We start from the raw sequence: 19736 nt of genomic DNA on the forward strand, positions 1-19736 counted from the left end.
GGCGACGGATCCGAGGATGGCGGGAGGGCCGGCGGCAGGACGAGTGGCCGTCGGCGGGCCCTGGCCGCGGTTGTGGGGCGCCTGGGGGCGCCTCGGGGCTGCCCCGTGGGTGGGGCCCGAGCGGGGTGGCGGTCAGCCGGGTGCCCCGCGGGCGGGGCCCGAGCGGGGTGGCGGTCGGTCGGGTGACTTGTGGGCGGTCGGTGCCTCCGGGGCGCCGGTCACGACGGCGGCCACCCGGGTGCCCGGCCGGAACGCCCCCTCCTCGGTCAGCGCGGTCAGCGCGAACAGCAGTTTCGCGACGTAGACGCGCTCCACGGGCAGCCCGTGCCGGTCCTCGAAGTCCGCGGCGAACGCCTCCAGCTCCCGGGTGGAGCGGGCGTAACCGCCGAAGGCGAAGCGCTCGTCCAGCGACCAGTTCCCGGCCGGTCCGCCGAACGCCTCGCGCTGGAGCCGTTGCACCGCCTCGCCCAGGAAGGCGCCGCGCAGCACGGGGATGCCGAGGGCCCGCTGCCCGGGGGCCAGACCGGCGGCGAGACCGGCGAGGGTCCCGCCGGTCCCGCAGGCCACGGCCGCCACATCGGCCTCACCGGCCAGCTCGCGCCCCAGCGCCGTACAGCCCTGAGCGGCCAACGCGTTGCTGCCGCCCTCCGGGATGACCACAACGTCCCCGTACCGGCTCAGCAGGCCGTCCAGGACCTCGGGGGAGGCCTTCGCGCGGTACGTCGCACGGTCCACGAAGTGCAGCCGCATGCCGTCGTCCGCGCATCGGGCCAGCGACGGGTTGAGTGGCCTGCGGGCCAGCTCGTCGCCGCGGACGACGCCGATGGTGGGAAAGCCCAGCAGCCTTCCGGCCGCCGCGGTGGCCCGCAGGTGGTTGGAGTACGCCCCGCCGAACGTCAGCATGGGGCGCCCGGCGGCCGCCGCCAGGTTGAGGGCGAGCTTGCGCCACTTGTTGCCCGGCAGATCGGGGTGGATCAGGTCGTCCCTCTTGAGGAACAGCCGCACTCCGTGGCGCGCGAAACGCTCGTCGTGGGCTTCTCGCAGCGGGGAGGGCAGCCAGGGGTGCAGAAGGGCGTCGAGGCGGGACGGGCGGTTCACCCGCCCATTGTCGCCCGCTCGTGGTTTCGGATGCCTCTCCGCCGTTTCAGGGGGCGGTCGGCCAGAGGTCCGGGCCGAACGCCTCGTAGTGGATGTCGGCCGGGCGGACCCCCGCCTCCAGCAACTGGGTGCGGACGGCGCGCATGAAGGGGAGCGGACCGCACAGATAGGCGTGGGTGCCCGGCCATACGGTGATGCTGTTCAGGTCGACGAGCCCCGTGCGATTCGCCGGGTGCCCGGCATCCGGGGTCTCGTACCAGAAGTGCGCCTCGGCGTCGGGGAGCTTCTCCGTCAGCCGGACGTGGTCGGTGCGCAGGGCGTGGTCGGCGGGGGAGCGGTCGCCGTGCACCACGGTGACGGGGCGGTCGTGGCCCTCCCCGGCCAGGTGCTCCAGCATCGACAGCATGGGGGTGCAGCCGATGCCCGCCGATGCCAGCAGCAGCGGCGCGTCCAGGTCGTCGAGCACCAGGTCCCCGTAGGGGGCGGAGAGGCTCAGCAGGTGGCCCGCGCGGGTGTGCTCGTGCAGGTGGCGGGAGACCTCGCCGTCGGGGGTGCCGGCCCCGCGCACGCGTTTGACGGTGATCGAACGCAGCGGGGAGCCGGGGGCCGAGGACAGGCTGTACTGGCGTATCTGGCGGGCTCCGTCCGGGAGTTCGACCTGTACGGATACGTACTGGCCGGGGCGGAACGCGGGGGCGTCGCTGCCGTCCGCCGGGTGGAGGCGGAAGGTGGTGACGTCCTTGGTCTCCTCGATCCGGGCGGTGACCTCCCATTCCCGCCACGCCGCGCCCGCCAGGACGCCCTGCTGGGCGTAGAGGCGCTCCTCGGCGGCGATGAGGGAGTTCGCCATCAGCCAGTAGACCTCGCCCCAGGCCGCGGCGACCTCAGGGGTGACCGCGTCGCCCAGGACCTCGGCGATGGCGGCGAAGAGGTGGGTGTGCACCACCTCGTACTGCTCGGGGGCCACCCCGAGAGAGGCGTGCTTGTGGGCGATCCGGTCCAGTATCGCGTCGGGGCGGGTGCCGGGCCGCTCCACCAGCTGGGTCGCGAACGCGGCGATGGAACCGGCGAGCGCCCGTCGCTGGTCGCCGGAGGCCTGATTGCCCCGGTTGAACAGGTCCCGCAGCAACTCGGGGTGGGCGGCGAAGAGCTTCTCGTAGAAGAGGTCCGCGATGTCCCCCATGGCCGCGCCGACGGCGGGGAGGGTGGCGCGGACAGTGGCGGTGGACCGGTCGGAGAGCATGGAAGGAGCTCCTTATTGGAATGTGAGATGCATATTTTTGGCGAAGAGGAGACGTGCGGGCGCGGGCGTCCGAGGGGTGCCGACCGGGTTTGGTCGGGTGCCCGTCGGGCTCAGTCCGGTGGCGGGCCGCTGCCGATGCCCAGCAGCAGCGGGCCCGTGGGGGCGGCGACGAGGTCGGTGACGGTGATCGGGTCCAGTGAGGCATAGAAGGCTTCCTGGGCCTGGCGCAGCGCGCCGCGCAGCCGGCAGGCGGAGCGGAGCGGGCAGGGGGTGCCGCCCTCGCACTCGACGACCTCCTCCGCCCCTTCCAGCTCCCGCACCAGCGAGCCGATCGAGGCGGAGTGTCCGGCCGTCGTGAGCGTGAGCCCGCCGCCCCGGCCGCGGCGGGCGTCGAGGAGGCCGAGGTGCTGGAGTCGGGCGACGACCTTCGCGGCGTGGGTGTACGGCACCCGCATGGTGGCCGCCACCTCGCGGGTGGTCGGCGGATCTCCGCCCTCGGTGACCGCGAGGCGCATGAGAACGCGGAGGGCCACGTCGGTGAATCTCGTCAGCCGCATGAGCCCCACCGTAGATAAGTGGCATGTGTGATGCAAATTTCCCGGCCCGCACGGCGACGAGGAGCAACGTGCCCCGACCGGAGGCCGATTAGTCACACTCTTTTGTGTAATGGCGTGCGGAGTCCCCTGCTGAAAGGCTTTTCCTCGCAGGTCAGCCCATGATCGAGAGGACGTCAGATGTCCGTTGGTGAAGAGGTTCGCGACACGCAGGCGCCGCCGCAGCAGAGTCTGGGGACGGCGGCTGCGCGGAACCTCGCGACGACCACCAAGTCCGCGCCGCAGATGCAGGAGATCACCTCACGGTGGCTGCTGAAGATGCTGCCGTGGGTGCAGGTACAAGGCGGTACGTACCGGGTGAACCGTCGGCTCAGCTATTCGGTCGGTGACGGCCGGGTGACCTTCGTCCAGACCGGGGACCGGGTGGCCGTCATCCCCGCGGAACTGGGGGAGCTGCCCGCTCTGAGGGACTTCGGGGACGAGGAGGTGCTCGCCGAGCTCGCCCGCAGGTGCGAGCAGCGGGACGTGGCCGCGGGGGAGGTGCTCGCCGCCTCGGGGGACGCGGCGGACCGGGTCTATCTGCTGGCGCACGGCAAGGTCCAGAAGATCGGCTCCGGGCCCTACGGGGACGAGATGGAGCTCGGGGTCCTCGCCGACGGCGCGTATTTCGGTGACCACAGTCTGATCGACGGTGATGCCGTCTGGGAGTACACCGCCCGCGCCGTCACCGCGTGCACGCTGCTGACCCTGAGCCGTGCCGATGTCTACAACCTCGCGGAGCGCGCCGAATCACTGCACGGCCACCTCGCAGGTCTGCTCTCCATCCCGCAGCAGCGGACCAACAAGTACGGCGAGGCGGAGATCGACCTCTCCGCCGGGCATGTGGGCGAGGCCGTCGTCCCGCACACCTTCGTCGACTACGACGCCGCTCCGCGCGAGTACGAACTGAGCGTCGCCCAGACGGTGCTGAAGGTGCACAGCAGGGTCGCCGATCTCTACAACCAGCCGATGAACCAGACCGAGCAGCAGTTGCGGCTCACGGTCGAGGCGCTGCGTGAGCGCCAGGAGCACGAGCTGATCAACAACAGGGAGTTCGGACTGCTCAACAACTGCGACTACGGGCAGCGGCTCCAGCCGCACGACGGGGTGCCCAGCCCGGACGACATGGACGAACTGCTCTCGCGGCGCCGTGGATCGAAGCTCTTCCTCGCCCATCCGCGGGCCATCGCCGCCTTCGGCCGCGAGTGCAACCGGCGTGGGCTCGTCCCGGAGAGCATCGACATCGGCGGCCACCACGTGCCCGCCTGGCGCGGAGTGCCGATCTTCCCGTCCAACAAGATCCCCGTCTCCGATGCCCGCACCACCTCCATCATCTGCATGAGGACCGGCGAGGCCGAGCAGGGGGTCATCGGTCTCCAGCAGACCGGCATCCCCGACGAGATCGAGCCGAGCCTCTCGGTCCGCTTCATGGGGATCGACGAGCAGGCAATCATCTCCTACCTGGTGACGGCGTACTACTCCGCCGCCATTCTGGTGCCGGACGCCCTCGGAGTGCTGGAGAACGTCGAGGTCAGCCGCTGGCGCTGATATCGAGCTCACCCCGGGGGTCCGGGCGGCAGCGGCCGCCCGGACCCCCGGGCCCGCACCCATCGCCTCGCCCCAGGAGTGACCGTGACCATGACCAGTACGGACGCAGCGACGGAAGGGCACGAGGCCGCGGCGCTGCTGGAGCGCACCCGCGCGGTCGTCGACCCCCATCTGCGATCGGCCGTGGAGTCGCTGCCCGGCGGCATACGCCGGATCGCGATGTACCACTTCGGCTGGGAGAACGCCGACGGGACCCCCGCCGCCGGGCAGGCCGGGAAGGCCATCAGGCCGGCCCTCGTGCTGGCCGCCGCCCGCGCGCTGGGCGGCGATCCCGAGCGGGCGGTGCGGGCCGCCGTCGCCGTCGAACTCGCTCACAACTTCACCCTGCTCCACGACGACGTCATCGACGAGGACACCACCCGCAGGCACCGTCCCACCGCCTGGGCGGTCTTCGGCATCCCGGACGCGATCATCGCCGGCGACGCCATGCTCGCCCTCGCCCAGCGGCTGCTCGCCGAGGACACACATCCGGCCGCCGCCCGCGCCGCCGCCCGCCTCTCCTCCTGCGTCATCGAGCTGTGCGCGGGCCAGCAGGCGGACTGCGCCTTCGAGGAGCGCGGCCCCGACGAGGTCACCCTCGACGAATGCCTCGCGATGGCGACCGCCAAGACCGGTGCCCTGCTCGGCTGTGCCTGTGCGCTCGGCGCCCTCTACGCCGGGGCGGAGGACCGGGCGGTCCGGGCGATGGACGGCTTCGGACGGGAGGCGGGGCTCTCCTTCCAGCTCATCGACGACCTGATCGGCATCTGGGGCGACCCGGAGCGCACCGGCAAACCCGTCGGGGCCGACCTGTCCGCCCACAAGAAGTCCCTGCCCGTGGTCGCCGCCCTCACCTCCGGCACCCCGGCCGCCGCCGAGCTCGCCGCCCTCTACCGGGGCCCCATGAGCACCTCCGCCGAGGTCAACCGGGCGGCCGACGCGGTGGACCGGGCCGGCGGCCGGGACTGGGCCCAGGTCTGCGCCGCCGACCGGATGGCCCGCGCGGTCCACCACCTCTCCCGTGCGGTCCCCGACCCGAGCGGCGCGGGCGACCTGCTGGCCCTGGCCGAATTCGTCACCCGCCGCACCAGCTGACCGACCGCCATGACCGGTTCCGCCCCCTCAACTCTAGTATTTCGGAGGTTGGTTGGAGCGAACAGCAGAAGGAGCGGCAGCCGGTCATGGGCATACGGACACAGCAGGCGCAACCGGAGGACAGGGCCCGGGTCGTCTCGGTCATGGAAGAGGCGTTCCACCACGACCCGGTCAGCAGCTGGGTGTTCCCGGACGAGGCCCACCGGCGGGCCGTGCACGGAAGGTTCCTCGGCGTCTTCGTGGACGTCGCCCTCGCCGAAGGGCGTATCGACATTGCCGAGGGCGACGCGGCGGTGGCCCTGTGGCTGCCGGTGCCCGCCGGAGCCCCCGAGGAGGAGGACCCCACGCCCGCGCTGATGCGGCGGACCGCCGACCCCGGCAACGAACGCTGCGAGCTGGTGGGGAGGCTCACCGGAGCGGTCCACCCGCACGACCGCGCGCACGCCTATCTCCTGATGATCGGCGTCCGGCCCGAGCGCCAGGGGGAGGGCATCGGGGCGGAGCTGATCGGGGCGGAGCTGGAACGCTGCGACCGGGAGGGGGTGCCCGCGTATCTGGAGGCCAGCAGCGCCCGCAGCCGGACGCTGTACGAGCGGCTCGGATTCCGTTTCCTGGGCCGCACGGTCGACCTGCCGGACGGTCCGCCCATGTGGCCCATGTGGCGTGAGCCCCGTATGCCATGTGCGGGTTGAACCGCCAGGCCCGGGCGGCGGCCGGGGCTGTGCCGGGCAGAGCGCTCGGGCAGAGGGGCCGGGCAGAGGGGCCGGTCAGGGGCCGGTCAGGGGCTACAGTCCCTGCCCATGACAGATGAGTCGTGGGCCGGCTGGTACCGGGACCGCAGGGGTTCCGACGCCGTCGTCCTCACCACGGACGGACAGCAGCTCCGCATCCGGATCCGAGGGGTCGACTTCGAGGGCGAGAGCTTCGACGACCTGGCCCCGGTGGCGGGGATGCCGCCGGAGAGCGGGATGGTCGCCCTCGCGGACGGCGCACTCACCGACTGTGTACTGGAGTGGGACCTGCCGCTGCCCGTCCTCGTCGCGGGCACGCTCCGGCACGCCACGCTCAGCTGCCTGCTCTCGCTGCGCCGGGCCGACCCGGACCTCCACCTCGCCCTCCATCTGGACGGTGCGGTCTACGAGTCGGCCCGCGCCGAAAGCGACTTCGCCGCCGCCCTGGCCGCCGTCCAGCGCATCCTCCCGGACGGCATCCGCCTCCAGACCTGCATCGCCTGCGCCTTCTCCGACTACTTCCCGGCCCCCGGCCGCGGCCTGTCCGGTGGCCTCGCCTGCTTCCGTGGAGCCAAGGAGGCCTACCGGGGAGCGGCGGGCGAGGACGATGTCCTGGACCTGTGGGACCGGCGGTCCGGGTTCGTCCAGGAGGTCTGGAGCTGCCGGGAGTTCGAGGCGCGCCCGGCCGACGGCGCGGGCACCGGTCACCGGGGTGCCTTCCCCCTGGAACTCGCCTGACGGGCAGGTCCTTTCAGCTGCCGTCACTCTCCCGGCGCGTAGGCCGTGGTGTGCGGCCGGGCCCCTGCCCGTACATCGCGACCTGCGCGGCCGTGCCCCGGGCGCGTACGCCCCGAGCGCAGGCTCGCGTTCCTGGGCCCGCACGCCCTGACGTGCGGCGTCTGCCGGGAGGTTCCCCGTTCTGCTGACAGCGTGCCGGGGTTACGGGGCCGCGCCCGTGCGGGCAGGCTCGTCGCATGAGGCTTCTGATGCTGGGCGGTACGGAGTTCGTCGGACGGGCGGTCACCGACGCGGCGCTGGAGCGGGGCTGGCAGGTCACGGTGTTCCACCGCGGCCACCACGCGCCCCCGCCCGGCGTGCGCGCGCTGACCGGGGACCGCACCGCGGGCGCGGCCGGGCTCGCGGCGCTCGCGGACGGGGGTGCGACCTGGGACCTGGTCGTCGACACCTGGAGCGGTGCGCCCGCCGCCGTACGGGACGCCGCCCGGCTGCTGACCGGCCGGGCCGGGCACTACACGTACGTCTCCAGCCGCTCGGTCTACGCCTACCCGACCCCCGCGGGGCTGGGCGAGGACAGCCCCCTGCTGGCCGGGGCCTCGCCGGACGAGGGCGGGGACGTGCCCTACGGCCAGGCCAAGCGCGGCGGTGAGCTGGCCGCCCTGGACGCCTTCGGGGACCGGGCCCTGCTGGCGCGGGCCGGGCTGATCATCGGCCCCGGCGAGAACGTCGGCCGACTGCCCTGGTGGCTGTCGCGGATCGCCCGCGGCGGCCCGGTGATCGCCCCCGGCCCACGTACGGCCGGGCTCCAGTACATCGACGCCCGGGACCTCGCCCGGTGGCTCCTGGATGCGGCGGCGCGCGGGCTGAACGGCCCGTACGACACCGTGAGCCGCCCCGGCCACACCACCATGGGCGAGCTGCTGGACGCCTGCGTCGCGGTCACCGCGTCCGACGCCGAGCTGCGCTGGACCGGTCCGGACATTCTGCTGGCCGCCGGGGCCGAGCCGTGGAGCGACCTGCCGATCTGGCTCCCGCCGGGCGAGCTCCACGACACCATGCACCGGGGCGGCCACGCCAAGGCGCACGCCGCCGGGCTGCGCTGCCGGCCGGCCGGAGAGACCGTCGCGGACACCTGGACCTGGCTGAGCGAGCGGGGCGGCGTCGCTCCCCAGCGCCCCGACCGCCCCGCCGTGGGCCTCGATCCCCGGTTGGAGGCGAAGCTGCTGGCTCTCTGACGCACCGGTCCCGCGGGTTCCGTGGTTGCCGCGGTGCCCCTGCGCGTGTCGTACGCCAAAAACCTCCCATAGGCCTACGAAACGGAGCGAAACCGGCGTGTCATACAAAATGACTAGGTATTAAAGATGCATATTGCGCGGCATGGAACAGAAGGCGCGCAGGCGCGGCAACGCAATCCGGGCAGCAGTGACAGTGGCCACGGCCGCGGCGATGGTGGGCGTGCTGGCCCCGGCCGCGGGTGCCGATCCGCTGCCGGGCGGACTGGGACCCTGCCTCGGCAGCTCCTGCCCGCCCAGCTGGAACGACCCCAACAACGGCCCGGTAACCAACTTCGACAGCAACATCAATGTCTACGTCGGCGGCGACTTCCTGGTCCGGGAGGCGGCGGCCGAGGCGGAGGGGAAGGTCGTCACCCTCGGCCGGTTCGACATGGACAAGCGGGACGGGGTCTCGCAGATCTACAACGTCGGCATCGCGGGCGTCGGCTCGCGGGTGCCGCCGCCGGACGGCTCCGACTATCTGACGGCGGGCGGGGACGTCACGATCGCCGAAGGCGAGCGCCTCCTCGCGGAGGAGGGCACGCACTCCGGCCGCGTCGCGTACGCGGGTGAGCTCACGGGCACGGTGAACCCCACCACCGCCCCGCGCTTCGACGCGGACGCGGCCGCCCCGTACACCGCGCTGCGCCCGCAGCTCACCGAGGCCAGTCACTGCTACGCGTACGACGGCGACGATCACCGGGAGGTGACGGGCACGTGGCAGAAGGCAGGTGACGTCATGACGTTCACCGGTGACGGTACGTCCGCGATCCAGATCTTCGACGTGGACGCGGACCTGGAGTCGGAGGCGGGTGGCAACACGGGGTTCGTGTTCAACGGCATCCCCGAGGGCGCGACCGTCCTCGTCAACGTCTACGGCGGCACCCGCAGCGTCGCCACGTTCATGGGCTCGTTCCCCAACGAGGGCCTCCGCGAGAACCTGCTGTGGAACTTCCCGGACGCCACCGACCTGTCGCTGACCGGTCCGGCCCAGTTCGAGGGCAGCATCCTGGTCGGCCAGCCGACGAGCACCACCGTGCTCAGCATGAGCGGCACCAACGGCCGCTTCTACACGGCGGGTTCGCTCACCCACACCTCGGCGGGCGCATCGGGGGGCCAGGAGATCCACGCGTACCCCTTCGACGGCGACCTGCCGACCTGCACACCGGAGCCGACGCCGACTCCGACGGACCCGACTCCCACGCCGACGGACCCGACGCCGACTCCGACGGACCCCACGCCGACGCCGACCGATCCGACTCCCACGCCGACGCCGACGGACCCGACTCCGACTCCGACGGACCCCACCCCGACGCCGACCGATCCGACGCCGACGCCGACGGACCCGACTCCGACTCCGACGGACCCCACCCCCACCCCCACGGACCCGACGCCGACCCCGACGGACCCGACGCCGACCCCGACGGACCCCACCCCCACCCCCACGGACCCGACGCCGACCCCGACGGACCCGACGCCGACCCCGACGGACCCCACCCCCACCCCCACGCACCACACCCCGCACCCCACCCACTCGCCGAGCCACCCGGGCAAGCTTCCCGACACCGGCTCCCGGGGCGGTGAATGGATCATCGGGTCCATCGCGGCAGCGCTCGTGGCCGCCGGTGGAACGGTCCTGGTGGCCACGCGCAGGGCACGCCGCCGCACGTACTAGCAGCACTCGCCCAGCCCCCCGTTCAGCAGCCGCCGCCGGCCGCTGTACGGGAACGGGTCCGGCGGCCGGGACCACTGAGTCCCGGCCGCCGGACCCGCGGGACGGAACACGACGAGAGGAAGACGAACTCCAGTGATCGGCCCCCTGACCGCCGTGACCGGAGCGAGCGGAGCCGTCGGCGGCCGGGTTGCCCGGCGCCTCGCCCGCACCGGCGTACCCGTACGGCTCCTCGGCCGTGACCCGGCCCGCCTGCCCGACCTGCCCGGCGCGGACCGCGCGCCCGCCGCCGCTTACGGAGACGCGGAGGCCATGCGGCGGGCCCTCGACGGGGCGCACACCCTGTTCCTGGTCTCCGCGCACGAGAGCCCCCACCGGGTGCGCGAGCACACCACGGCGATCGACGCGGCCGTGGCGGTGGGCGTGGAACGGATCGTCTACGTGTCCTTCCAAGGTGCCGCGCCCGACGCCACGTTCACCTTCGCCCGCGACCACTGGGACACCGAGGCCCACATCCGTACGGCCGAGGTCCGCCACACCTTCCTGCGCGACAACTGGTATCTGGCGGGGCTGCCCGCGATGACGGGGGCCGACGGCGTGCTGCGCGGACCGGGCGGCGACGGGCGGGTCGCGGCCGTCGCCCACGAGGACATCGCGGACGCGGCGGCCGCCGTGCTGCTCGACGAGGGCACCACCTACGACGGCAGGACCTATGACCTCACCGGACCCGAGGCGTTCACCCTCGCCGAGGCCGCCGAGGAGCTGAGCCGGGCCACCGGACGTACCGTCACCTACGTCCCCGAGACCCGCGAGGAGGCCTACGCCTCCCGGGCCGGCTACGGGGCCGAGGACTGGGAGGTGGCCGGGTGGGTCACCTCGTACGAGGCGATCGCGCGCGGCGAACTGGCCGCCGTGTCGGACGCCGTGCCCCTGCTCACCGGCCACCCGGCCAAGAGCTTCGCGCAATACCTGGTGGAGAACCCGGACAGCTACCGCCACCTGCTGCCCGCCGGCTGAGCCGACCGGCCGGACGGCCCAGGCTCACCGCCACGGGATGTGGCGCCACGGACTGCCCTCGCTCTCCGCCAGCAGCCGGTGGGCGAGGACGTTCTGTTCGTAGAACGGGCCGTACTCCTCCTCGTCGAACCGCAGCACCCGCCCCAGCGCGTACCCCGCCGAGAACTCCTCCCAGGAGAGGTGGGCCGACTTGCTCAGCGCCCCCGCGTGGACGATCGCCGCCTCCGCGTCCGCCGGGGTGCAGTAGCGCGCGGACAGCCCCCAGCGCGCCAGGTTCACCGCCCGCCCGTAGTCGTAGGCGACCGTCGTACGCACCCGGCCGTCGGGCGGCAGCAGCCCGTCCGCGCGGAACCGGGCCTCGTAGCGCATGATCCGGCGTACGAGGTTCTCGATGCCCTTCACCACGTCGGCGGCGGCCCCCAGGTCCTGGGCGTGGCCGGCGGCCGTCTCCCGCCACAGATCGGCCGACGGCAGCTCGCCCAGCGCGGACGCCAGCTGGTCGCGGGTGCGCAGCACGAAGTCCGGTTCCGGCGGGCTGTTACGGGCATCCAGCAGGGCGTCCAGCTGCTCGCGCCACTCCGCGTGGCCGGTGATGCCCCAGGAGTCGCGCAGCTGATCGCGCTCGGTGGTGTACTCGCGGTAGACCGTGCCGACCTCGTTCCACGGCACCGCGTTCCCGATCGCGAGATGCGCCCCGCAGGCCAGCCCGTACGCCAGCGGTCCGTGCAGCGCGCCGTGGCGCAGCGCGAGCAGCCGGTTCTCCCGGAGGCGGTCGTTCTCCGCGTACGCGCGCTGCCACAGCGCCAGATCCGTCGGGGACGTCGGCAGCAGCAGCTGCCCGGGCGTCCCCACGTTGACCCCGAGGAACACGCGCGGGTCGGACCAGCCGAACTCGGCGGCCCAGCGCAGCGACACCCCGTGGAAGACCCAGTCCGGATGCCAGGCGGGCAGCATGCCCCGGGTGAGCACCGGCCGGCAGACGAAGCCCGCCGGGTCGTGGTGCGCACGCCAGGTGATGGTGTCCGGCTTGGCGTCCGCCTCCGCGCGCGGGGCGGGGATGTACAGCTCGGCCCCCGCCAGCGCCGCCAGTTGGGCCCGCGGGTCGCCGCGGAGCGCCGCCTCGTGGAGGAGCTGCTCGGTCTCGGAGGGCGGGACCCAGGGGGCGGGCGTCCAGGGGGCCGGGGCAGCCGGGGGTGCGGTGGGACGGTTCGGGTGGATCGGGTTCATGACCAGGGGATGTTCCGGTAGGGGCTGGTGGGGTCCTCGGTCAGAACGCGGTGCTGGGCGAGCGCCTCCCGGTACATCCGTTCCTCGCCGGGCGTGCCGTCCTCGTCGTCACCGTGCACCAGCCGGGCCAGCAGATAGCCGAGGGAGAAGGCGTCCCAGGAGCGGTAGGCCTCCCGGGCGAGAGCGCCGAGCCGCAGCACGTCCTGCCCGGCCTCCTGCGGTTCGGTGTAGCGGGCGCCCAGTGCGAGCCGTACGACGTTGACCGCGCGCCCCAGATCGAAGGCGGCGAGGGTGTCGACCCGGTCGTCCGGGGCAAGGACCCCGTCGGCCCGGAACCGCTCCTCGTACCGTACGAACCGGTTCAGCGCCCGCTGCGCCTCCGCCCGGTCGTGGCCGTCACGCGCCGCGAGCGCCCGGTCCACCGCCTGCGACCACTCCTCCCGGCCGGGCGTGCGGCCCAGCCGGGCCGCCAGGGTGTGCCGGGTGCGCAGGACGGCCTCCTGGACACGCCCCACCAGCTGGTTCTTCATCAGGGAGCCCAGCCGGTCGCGGAACTCGGCCCGGTGCGGGATGCCCCAGGGCCTGCGGAGCCTGGCCCGGTCCGCGGCGTAATCCTGGTACACCGCGCCCAGCCGGTTCCACACGAGGCCGTTGGACACGGCGAGATGGGCGCCCAGCGCCAGACCGTGGGCGAGCGGCCCGTGCAGCGGTCCGCCGCCGTCGGTGACCAGGACGCCCTGCCGGGGCCCGCCCGAACGCTCGTCCGCCTGGTGCCAGCCCCGCAGCCGACGGTGACCGGCGGCGACCAGCGCGGTGTACGGGGTGCCGTGGTTCACGGCGAGGCGGCGGGCGTCGTACGGCCAGATCCGGGCGAGCTCTCCGAGCCCCACCTCCCGGAACACCCACTCCGGATGCCAGGGCGGCAGCATCCCCGGGGTCAGGACCGGTACGCAGATCCGCCGGGTCGCCTCGTCGCGGAACGTGGGCAGCGGGGGCGTCCAGTCCGGGATGTCCGCGTGCAGCCGGGGGACGAGCACGTACAGCCGGGTGCGCGCGAGCACGTCGAGTACGGCCTCCGCACTGCCGCCCGCGACGGCCGCGGACAGCTCGCGTTCGGCCTCGGTGGGCGGAGCGGGGGGCGGGGACGCCGGCGGAGGGGGAGGAGTCCCCGCGTACGACGGTGGATGCGGCCGGTACGCCTCGTGCGCGGGCGCAACCGCCCGGCCGCCCTCTGTCTCTGCCGCGTTCCCCGTCGTCACGGAGGCGATCCTACGAAACGGGCCGCGCGCCGGCCCCGAGTGGTCAGTGGCCGGACGGGCGCACCAGCCCCGACTCGTACGCGAACACCGCCGCCTGGGTCCGGTCGCGGACGCCCAACTTGACCAGGATGCGGCCCACATGGGTCTTCACCGTCTGCTCGGCGACGGTCAGCTCCCGGGCTATCTCGGCGTTCGACAGGCCGCCCGCGATCAGCGCCAGTACCTCCGTCTCGCGCTCCGTCAGATCCCCGATGCGTGCCTTGAGGGGCGGGCGCGGGGCCTCTGCCGTCCGGGAGAACTCCACGATCAGCCGCTTGGTGATGTTCGGCGAGAGCAGGGCGTCGCCGGCTGCCACCACCCTTACGGCCTGGGCGAGTTCGTCGGCGGAGGCGTCCTTGAGCAGGAAGCCGGAGGCGCCCGCGCGCAGCGCCTCGTACACGTACTCGTCGAGATCGAAGGTCGTCAGGACGAGCACCTTCACCGTCGAGCCCTCGGCGGCGATGATCCGCCGGGTCGCCTCGATGCCGCCCAGCTCCGGCATCCGGATGTCCATCAGGACGACGTCCGGGGCGAGTTCGGCGACCTTGGCCACGGCGTCCAGACCGTTGACGGCCTGGCCGACGACCTCGATGTCCGGCTCGGCGTCGAGCAGCACCGTGAAGCCCTGGCGGACCATCACCTGGTCGTCGGCGATCACGGCACGGATGGGCGTCGTCATGGGGCGTCCTCGGTGGTGGCGGTCGTGGTGGGGGCGGTGGGCAGGACCGCGGTGACTTCCCAACCCCCGTCGGGTGCGGGCCCGGTGGCCAGGTCGCCGCCGAGCATCGCGGTGCGCTCGCGCATCCCGAGCAGACCGTGGCGGGTGCCGGGCGAGGGGGCGGCCGGGCGGTCCGGCGGGGTGTTGGTGACCCGCACGGTCAGCCCGGTCGTGCGGTGGCCGATCTCCACCCGGGCGCTCGCCCCGGGCGCGTGACGCATCACGTTGCTCAGGGCCTCCTGCACGATGCGGTACGCGGACAGCTCGACGCCGGGTGGGAGGGGGCGGGGTTCGCCGGTGGTGGTGAGGGTGACGGCCAGACCGGTGGAGCGCACGGTGGCGAGGAGGCCGTCGAGCCCGTCGAGGCCCGGCTGCGGGGCGTGCCGGGAGGCGTCGCGCGCGGGGGCGTCCTCCGAGCGCAGGACGCCCAGCACCCGGCGCAGCTCGGCGAGGGCTTCGAGGGCGTTCTCACGGATGCCGGTGAGGTTCTCCTTGAGCTCGTCGGACGGGTCCTCCACCAGATGCGGGGCGACCTGCGCCTGGATGGAGATCACCGACATGTGGTGGGCGACCACGTCGTGCAGCTCGCGGGCGATCCGGTTGCGCTCCTCCAGGAGGGTGCGCCGGGCCCGCTCCTCGGCGGTCAGCTCGGCCTGGACGACGAGGTCCTTACGGGCCAGGCGCAGGCTGCGCAGTGCGGTGCCGAGGACCAGGGCGGTGGTGAACACGAGCGCGGCCGCCGCCGGGCTCACATGCGGCAGCGGCGGCGTGCGCAGGGCGACGAACAGCGCCGTCGCCAGCGAGAGGGCCAGCGCCGCCACCGCGCGGCGGGGCCGGACCCGCAGCGCCAGCAGGAACAGGGCGCCGCCCTGTAGCGCCGCTCCTGCGAAGGGGGTGGGATACAGGGCCGCGGGGTTCACGGGGAGCCCCTTGAGCCACGGGTACAGGTGGTCCGGAGGAGCGGCGGCCACGGTGACCAGCACCGCCACGACCGCCAGCGCGGTCGCCGCCCACCAGGCACCCACCGGACGGATCATTCCGGCCACCAGCGCCGCGGACTGTGCGGCGGCCACCAGCACCGCCAAGGCGCTGACCGCGGCTCCGTGCGGGGTGAGTTCGACGGTACGGACCACCGTGACGCCGACCGCGACGATCACCAGCAGTACCAGGAACACCGGCCGCCACACCGGCGATCCGGGCTCTCCCATGCGCGGCACCCGGTCGGCGGGCGCAGCCCACAGGTCCTCGTGCAGGGCGCGCGGCGCCCGGCGCACCGCGGCCCGCAGGCGCACCGCCCCCGATGACGTCACCGCCCCCACCGTCCCCTCGGCTCCACTCGCCCTCAGACTAGGCACGACGCACCTCCGCCTTCCGTCCGGGGCAGGACTCCCGTACGAGGAGGGAGCCCCCGCCCTGTTCGTAACCCCGGAACGCCGCCCAGCACACCAGCAGCGCCAGCGCGAACACCGGCAGCCAGAGCAGCCGGGCGAGCACCCAGCCGGTGCCGTCGGGCACGGTGTGCAGCCCCGGCAGCGGCTCACCGGCGGCCAGCAGCGCGCTCGCCGTGACGACGATCATCGCGGTCTGGTGCCAGAGGAAGACGGTCATCGCCGACAGGTTCACCACCGCCACCGCGGCCCAGACCGGGGGCCTGCGCAGAGCCCGGCGCAGCGGCCCGAGCAGCAGCACGGCCGCCCCGCACTGGGCGAGGCCGAAGGTGACGGCGGCGAGGCTCGGCGGGTCCAGATTGGAGAGCGAACCGCCCGGCACCCCGACCATGGAGGCCGGGTAGCCCGCCCACCGGACGAGGACCGCGGCCGCCGCCGCCCCGCCGAGCAGCAGCGCCCAACGGCTCGTCAGGCCGCGCAGTCCGCCCCGCGCCACCAGCGCCCCCAGGCAGTACGGCACCAGCCAGCCCGCCACCACGTTGACCCATCCCAGCTCCCGCGGCCCGCCGAGTCCGAGGCGTACGAGGTCGACGTGGAGCACCACCGCGAGCGGCCACGCCGGGTGCAGCCGCGCCACCAGCGGGGTCAGCGCGGTCAGGGCGGCGAATACCAGCAGGAACCACAGCGGCGACCAGACCAGCTTGGCCAGCGCCAGCACGGTGGGCTCACCGACCCCCGAGGCGAGCATCGCGCCCGCCGCGAGGGACCACACCACCAGCACCGCCGCCACCGGCCGGAACAGCCGTACCAGACGGCCGCCGACCCACCGCCCGTACGGCACACCCCGCTCCTGGGCCGACGCCCAACTCCCGGCCGCCACCTGCCCGCCCACCAGGAAGAACACGGCGAGGGTCTGGAACACCCAGGAGACCGGGACGAGTTGAGGCAGGTGAGTCAGCGGGCTCGCGCCGCGTACGGTACCGCTGTCGGCGACCAGCGCGGTCACCAGCCAGTGCCCGCCCACCACACCGAGGACGGCCAGTGCCCGCAGGGCGTCGATCCCGCGGTCCCGGCCGGGCGGAGTGGCGGCTTCGACCCGCGCGACGAGCCGACGCACCGCCTCACGCATCGGGGGCCTCCAGCGGGGCGCGGCCGGAGACGATCCTGCCGAGGTTCGTCAGGGACCGCGACCCGGGCAGCAGATAGTCGCTGTGGCCCCCGCCGCCCGCGTCGAACACCTCCGCCCCGAACCGTTCCGCCACCGGATCGGTCCCGAACCCCACCGCCCCGACGAACGGCACCCGCACCCGCACATGGGGCACCCGGGCGATCCAGTCGGCGCCGCCCCGCCCCGCCCACACCCGAGCACCGGTGCCCAGGGAGTCCGCGTCCTCGCTCCCGACCCCGGGGCTGCCGTACAGCACCAGGGCATCGGCGGCCGTGCCCGAGGCGGCCCGGGCGCAGACCACCGAACCATAGGAGTGACAGAGCAGCGTGATCCGGGCACCCGGCAGCACCGCGGCCAGCCGGTCCACCAGCGCCCGCAGCCCCGGCGCGGCCTCGGCGGCCCGCCCGTCGGTCACCGAGGCGGGGCTCACGGTGGCGGGCGTGCGGTACCCCAGCCAGGCGAGGACCGCCCCGCCGTCCCCCAACTCCCGCTGGAGCGCCACCGCCCCGCGCCGCAGCCGCCCGTACGCGTCGAGACTGACGCCCGCCCCCGGCACCAGCACGGCGACGCGCCGAGCCGCGGCCAGCTCCCCGACGACCTCCACGCTCCGCCCCCCGTCGCGCCCGTCGAACGAGAGGAACTGCCGCCCCGGCGAGGCCATCGCGCGCAGGGTGGCCGCCCGCTTCAGGTCGCCGTGCCCCACCGCCGCCCGCTCGGCGGCCAGGATGTCCTGCCGCCCGACCGCGTACCGCTCCGCCAGCGCCGCCGGGCCCGCGTCCCGCAACGGCCCGAGCGCGGTCGGCGCGGGAGCGGGCACGGCGGCGGGCCGGGCCGCACCGGAGACCGGTACGGCCACCGCGAAGGTGACCAGTGCGGCGAGCAGGGTGCGGCGCAGACGGGGTCTGCGCGGGCGGTCCGCCATGGGGCGAAGTCCTTCCGTACCAGGGACATTGTGTGATTCCGGTACAGAAGTTATGGGCGGAGTACGGTGGTTGACGTCCCGCTGTGGAGTGGATCTTCGACGTAGCTCTCAGGTATGACGCGGGGCAGGCGTGGTGGGGTCAGCTCCCGTTCCGCCATGGCACGGCGGGTCGGCGGTTCCTCTCGTTCGACGGGCGCGGCGGGGTCGGCTTCGGGCGGTGTGCTCCAGGATCGCGGCGGCGAGCGGGGTGTGCACCCGGCGGGGGAGGGCGCCGACATCCCCACCACATGCGCCCGATCGGCGCCGAACGTGTCCAGCACGGCGACGGCACCCTCGGCCGGAACGGCCCCGGAACTACGCCCTCAGGGCCGAAAGGTGCGGCGGTAGGTGTCGGGAGGGACGCCGACGCCGCGGTGGAAACGGCGGCGCAGGGTCGTGGCGGTGCCCATCCCGACCGCCGCCGACGAGAGCGGGCGCTCGGACCAGGCCTTCCTCGTCGACGTCGTCGTCCGCTCCGGCGAAGCCGAACGCCGGGCCACGGCGGGCGGCCAGGACATCTACGCCGTCACCGCGCCCCTCGTCGCCGAGGCTCTCGAACGCGTCCTGACCGGACGTACCAAGTCGGCCGGTGTCGCCTCCGCGGGCGAGATCTTCGACGCCTCGGACTTCCTGTGTTCGCTGGAACCGCACATCGCGGTCGACCTGCACCCGCGGAAGCAGAACGCCTGACCCGGCTCTTCGTTCACGAGTTCGGGATCTGGCGCGACGTCTGTGACTGAGCACTCCGGGCAACGGCCGGGATGCTTCCAGACGTCGAAGAAAGCTGTCGCAGAAGAGGCAGGATGAGGCTGGCCGGATTCGAACCGGCGTCCTCCCACATGCGGTGAAGGCGCGACAACCACTGCGCTACGAGCCCCATCCCTGCCAGGGATCATACGAGCCCCGGCGCTCCGCTGCCCCGAATATTCGAGGGCGGCGGACCACTGGGCGTGACGGCTTCACAGAAGCTGTGCCGGAGCCCGAACTCGCGCACGTCGGCCCGCGCGGCCCGGATCGCGTGCGGGGCCTTCGCCTGGCCGCGGCGAAGGTGCCGATGAGACGGGAGACCGCCGGGTCGGAGGCGACGGGCTTTGCGAGCGGTCCCGACCAACCAGGAGCACAGCACCGGCCGGAGGCGACCACCGCCCGGCCGTTGCCCTGGACATGGACGCGGGGAGAGCGCCCGATACGCTTCTTCGCCTGGGAAGTGCCTCCGACGGCGACAGGAACAGGGGCCTCGCTAGTCCTCGTTCTTGCTGGTCAGAGGCGCTTCGCTTACTTGGCCACTCGTCGGACAGCCCACTTCATGAAAGCACGTGACCAATGTTCAACCTCGTCTTCGCGGCTCTCGTCCTGTCCATCCCGGCAGGGTTGCTGATGCTGTTTCGCGGCGTTGGACGACAGTGGCACAAGCGGCCCATCGCGCTCGTCGGTGCCGCCCTGACCGCCGGCGGCTTCACGGCCGTGGTGTGGGGGTTCGGCGTCTTCGCAGGAGGGCTGGACGTTCGTGAAGCGTGCGAGTTCACCCACAACACCAACTACGACCAGGCATGGCGTGACCGCACGGGAGCGGACGGCAGCTCCTTCTTCCCGCTGGCCAACGCATGCAACGAGCACGTCAGTCTCGTGCCCGCATGGGTGAACCCGACGATCATCGTTCTCGCTGTCCTCAGCGTCAGCGCTCTCGCCCTTGCTCTGTTCCGGATCGCTTCTGCGATCTTCCACAGGAAGGAGCGGGTCTCCGCGTGAACGGATCGGAGTCCGGCGTCCGCGCGCTTCTTCCCTACGGATCTACGCGCACCTGTGGCCAGGAGAAGAAGACCGCACCCGGTCCTTGAGGGACGCCGTTCTCGGCGGCCTGCGGACCGGGTGCGGGTCGATAGACCGTCTGGCCAGCGAAACAGCAGGTCAGACGGCATATCCGTAGA

Annotated in this window: 17 protein-coding genes, 1 tRNA gene and 3 pseudogenes; 10 read left to right on the forward strand and 11 right to left on the reverse strand. The window is 73.4% G+C overall.

What is annotated here, in order from left to right; translation table 11 throughout:
• Nucleotides 1-132: 132 nt before the first annotated feature.
• From RI138_RS23275 to RI138_RS23285, 3 genes are all read right to left on the reverse strand, one after another.
• Nucleotides 133-1098, reverse strand: coding sequence for a 1-aminocyclopropane-1-carboxylate deaminase/D-cysteine desulfhydrase (locus tag RI138_RS23275; RefSeq protein WP_311121468.1), 966 nt, complete (start codon nucleotides 1096-1098; stop codon nucleotides 133-135).
• A gap of 46 nt (nucleotides 1099-1144) precedes the next feature.
• The gene (locus tag RI138_RS23280) at nucleotides 1145-2341 is read right to left on the reverse strand and encodes a globin domain-containing protein (RefSeq protein ID WP_311121469.1); all 1197 of its coding nucleotides are present in this window, start codon (nucleotides 2339-2341) and stop codon (nucleotides 1145-1147) included.
• A gap of 110 nt (nucleotides 2342-2451) precedes the next feature.
• Nucleotides 2452-2898: an RrF2 family transcriptional regulator gene (locus RI138_RS23285; protein WP_311121470.1), complete on the reverse strand. Its 447-nt coding sequence runs from the start codon at nucleotides 2896-2898 to the stop codon at nucleotides 2452-2454.
• A 177-nt stretch (nucleotides 2899-3075) separates the two neighbouring features.
• On the opposite strand from RI138_RS23285, the gene RI138_RS23290 reads away from it, so the two are divergent.
• The 7 genes from RI138_RS23290 (at nucleotide 3076) to RI138_RS23320 (ending at nucleotide 11048) form a co-directional block, all read left to right on the forward strand.
• Nucleotides 3076-4482, forward strand: a complete 1407-nt coding sequence (locus RI138_RS23290) for a family 2B encapsulin nanocompartment shell protein (protein ID WP_311121471.1) — start codon at nucleotides 3076-3078, stop codon at nucleotides 4480-4482.
• Nucleotides 4483-4572: 90 nt separating this feature from the next.
• Nucleotides 4573-5616: a family 2 encapsulin nanocompartment cargo protein polyprenyl transferase gene (locus tag RI138_RS23295; RefSeq protein ID WP_096626009.1), complete on the forward strand. Its 1044-nt coding sequence runs from the start codon at nucleotides 4573-4575 to the stop codon at nucleotides 5614-5616.
• Between the two features lie 86 nt (nucleotides 5617-5702).
• Nucleotides 5703-6308, forward strand: a complete 606-nt coding sequence (locus tag RI138_RS23300; RefSeq protein ID WP_311121472.1) for a GNAT family N-acetyltransferase — start codon at nucleotides 5703-5705, stop codon at nucleotides 6306-6308.
• A gap of 108 nt (nucleotides 6309-6416) precedes the next feature.
• On the forward strand, nucleotides 6417-7085 hold the full coding sequence (locus RI138_RS23305; protein ID WP_311121473.1) for a DUF6304 family protein: 669 nt from the start codon (nucleotides 6417-6419) through the stop codon (nucleotides 7083-7085).
• Between the two features lie 236 nt (nucleotides 7086-7321).
• A complete protein-coding gene (locus RI138_RS23310) occupies nucleotides 7322-8320 on the forward strand; it encodes an NAD-dependent epimerase/dehydratase family protein (protein ID WP_311121474.1) in 999 nt (332 codons plus the stop codon).
• A gap of 142 nt (nucleotides 8321-8462) precedes the next feature.
• Entirely contained in the window at nucleotides 8463-10034 is a 1572-nt protein-coding gene (locus RI138_RS23315; RefSeq protein ID WP_311121475.1) for a choice-of-anchor A family protein, read from the forward strand.
• 132 nt (nucleotides 10035-10166) lie between these two features.
• Complete coding sequence (locus RI138_RS23320) at nucleotides 10167-11048, forward strand: SDR family oxidoreductase (protein ID WP_311121476.1); 882 nt, start codon at nucleotides 10167-10169, stop codon at nucleotides 11046-11048.
• Between the two features lie 24 nt (nucleotides 11049-11072).
• Here the strand turns inward: RI138_RS23320 and RI138_RS23325 are convergent, their stop codons facing one another.
• From RI138_RS23325 to RI138_RS23355, 7 genes and pseudogenes are all read right to left on the reverse strand, one after another.
• On the reverse strand, nucleotides 11073-12275 hold the full coding sequence (locus tag RI138_RS23325) for a DUF1266 domain-containing protein (protein WP_311121477.1): 1203 nt from the start codon (nucleotides 12273-12275) through the stop codon (nucleotides 11073-11075).
• Nucleotides 12272-13534 carry a DUF1266 domain-containing protein gene (locus tag RI138_RS23330; RefSeq protein ID WP_398863554.1) on the reverse strand — a complete coding sequence of 421 codons (1263 nt, stop codon included), beginning with the start codon at nucleotides 13532-13534 and terminating at the stop codon, nucleotides 12272-12274. The genes RI138_RS23325 and RI138_RS23330 overlap by 4 nt, the downstream gene beginning before the upstream one ends.
• Before the next feature lie 43 nt (nucleotides 13535-13577).
• The gene (locus tag RI138_RS23335; RefSeq protein ID WP_311121478.1) at nucleotides 13578-14252 is read right to left on the reverse strand and encodes a response regulator transcription factor; all 675 of its coding nucleotides are present in this window, start codon (nucleotides 14250-14252) and stop codon (nucleotides 13578-13580) included.
• The gene (locus RI138_RS23340; protein WP_311122989.1) at nucleotides 14249-15610 is read right to left on the reverse strand and encodes a sensor histidine kinase; all 1362 of its coding nucleotides are present in this window, start codon (nucleotides 15608-15610) and stop codon (nucleotides 14249-14251) included. The genes RI138_RS23335 and RI138_RS23340 overlap by 4 nt, the downstream gene beginning before the upstream one ends.
• A gap of 28 nt (nucleotides 15611-15638) precedes the next feature.
• Nucleotides 15639-16808 (reverse strand): acyltransferase family protein, encoded by a 1170-nt coding sequence (locus RI138_RS23345; RefSeq protein ID WP_398863556.1) that lies wholly within the window; start codon nucleotides 16806-16808, stop codon nucleotides 15639-15641.
• Nucleotides 16801-17769 carry an alpha/beta hydrolase gene (locus RI138_RS23350; protein ID WP_311121479.1) on the reverse strand — a complete coding sequence of 323 codons (969 nt, stop codon included), beginning with the start codon at nucleotides 17767-17769 and terminating at the stop codon, nucleotides 16801-16803. Before RI138_RS23350 ends, RI138_RS23345 begins: the two co-directional genes overlap by 8 nt.
• A gap of 362 nt (nucleotides 17770-18131) precedes the next feature.
• Nucleotides 18132-18233: pseudogene (locus RI138_RS23355) on the reverse strand (AraC family transcriptional regulator); the annotation flags it as partial.
• Between RI138_RS23355 and RI138_RS23360 the strand changes: the two are divergent.
• Nucleotides 18214-18498: pseudogene (locus RI138_RS23360) on the forward strand (saccharopine dehydrogenase); the annotation flags it as partial. The pseudogenes RI138_RS23355 and RI138_RS23360 overlap by 20 nt on opposite strands.
• 114 nt (nucleotides 18499-18612) lie before the next feature.
• Here RI138_RS23360 and RI138_RS23365 read toward each other — a convergent pair.
• Nucleotides 18613-18686: transfer RNA gene (locus RI138_RS23365), tRNA-Ala, on the reverse strand.
• A 445-nt stretch (nucleotides 18687-19131) separates the two neighbouring features.
• Here RI138_RS23365 and RI138_RS23370 point away from each other — a divergent pair.
• On the forward strand, nucleotides 19132-19557 hold the full coding sequence (locus RI138_RS23370) for a hypothetical protein (protein WP_311121480.1): 426 nt from the start codon (nucleotides 19132-19134) through the stop codon (nucleotides 19555-19557).
• Between the two features lie 31 nt (nucleotides 19558-19588).
• Nucleotides 19589-19735: pseudogene (locus RI138_RS23375) on the forward strand (tyrosine-type recombinase/integrase); the annotation flags it as partial.
• Nucleotide 19736: the final 1 nt, after the last annotated feature.

Source organism: Streptomyces durocortorensis (assembly GCF_031760065.1).
GTDB lineage: Bacteria > Actinomycetota > Actinomycetes > Streptomycetales > Streptomycetaceae > Streptomyces.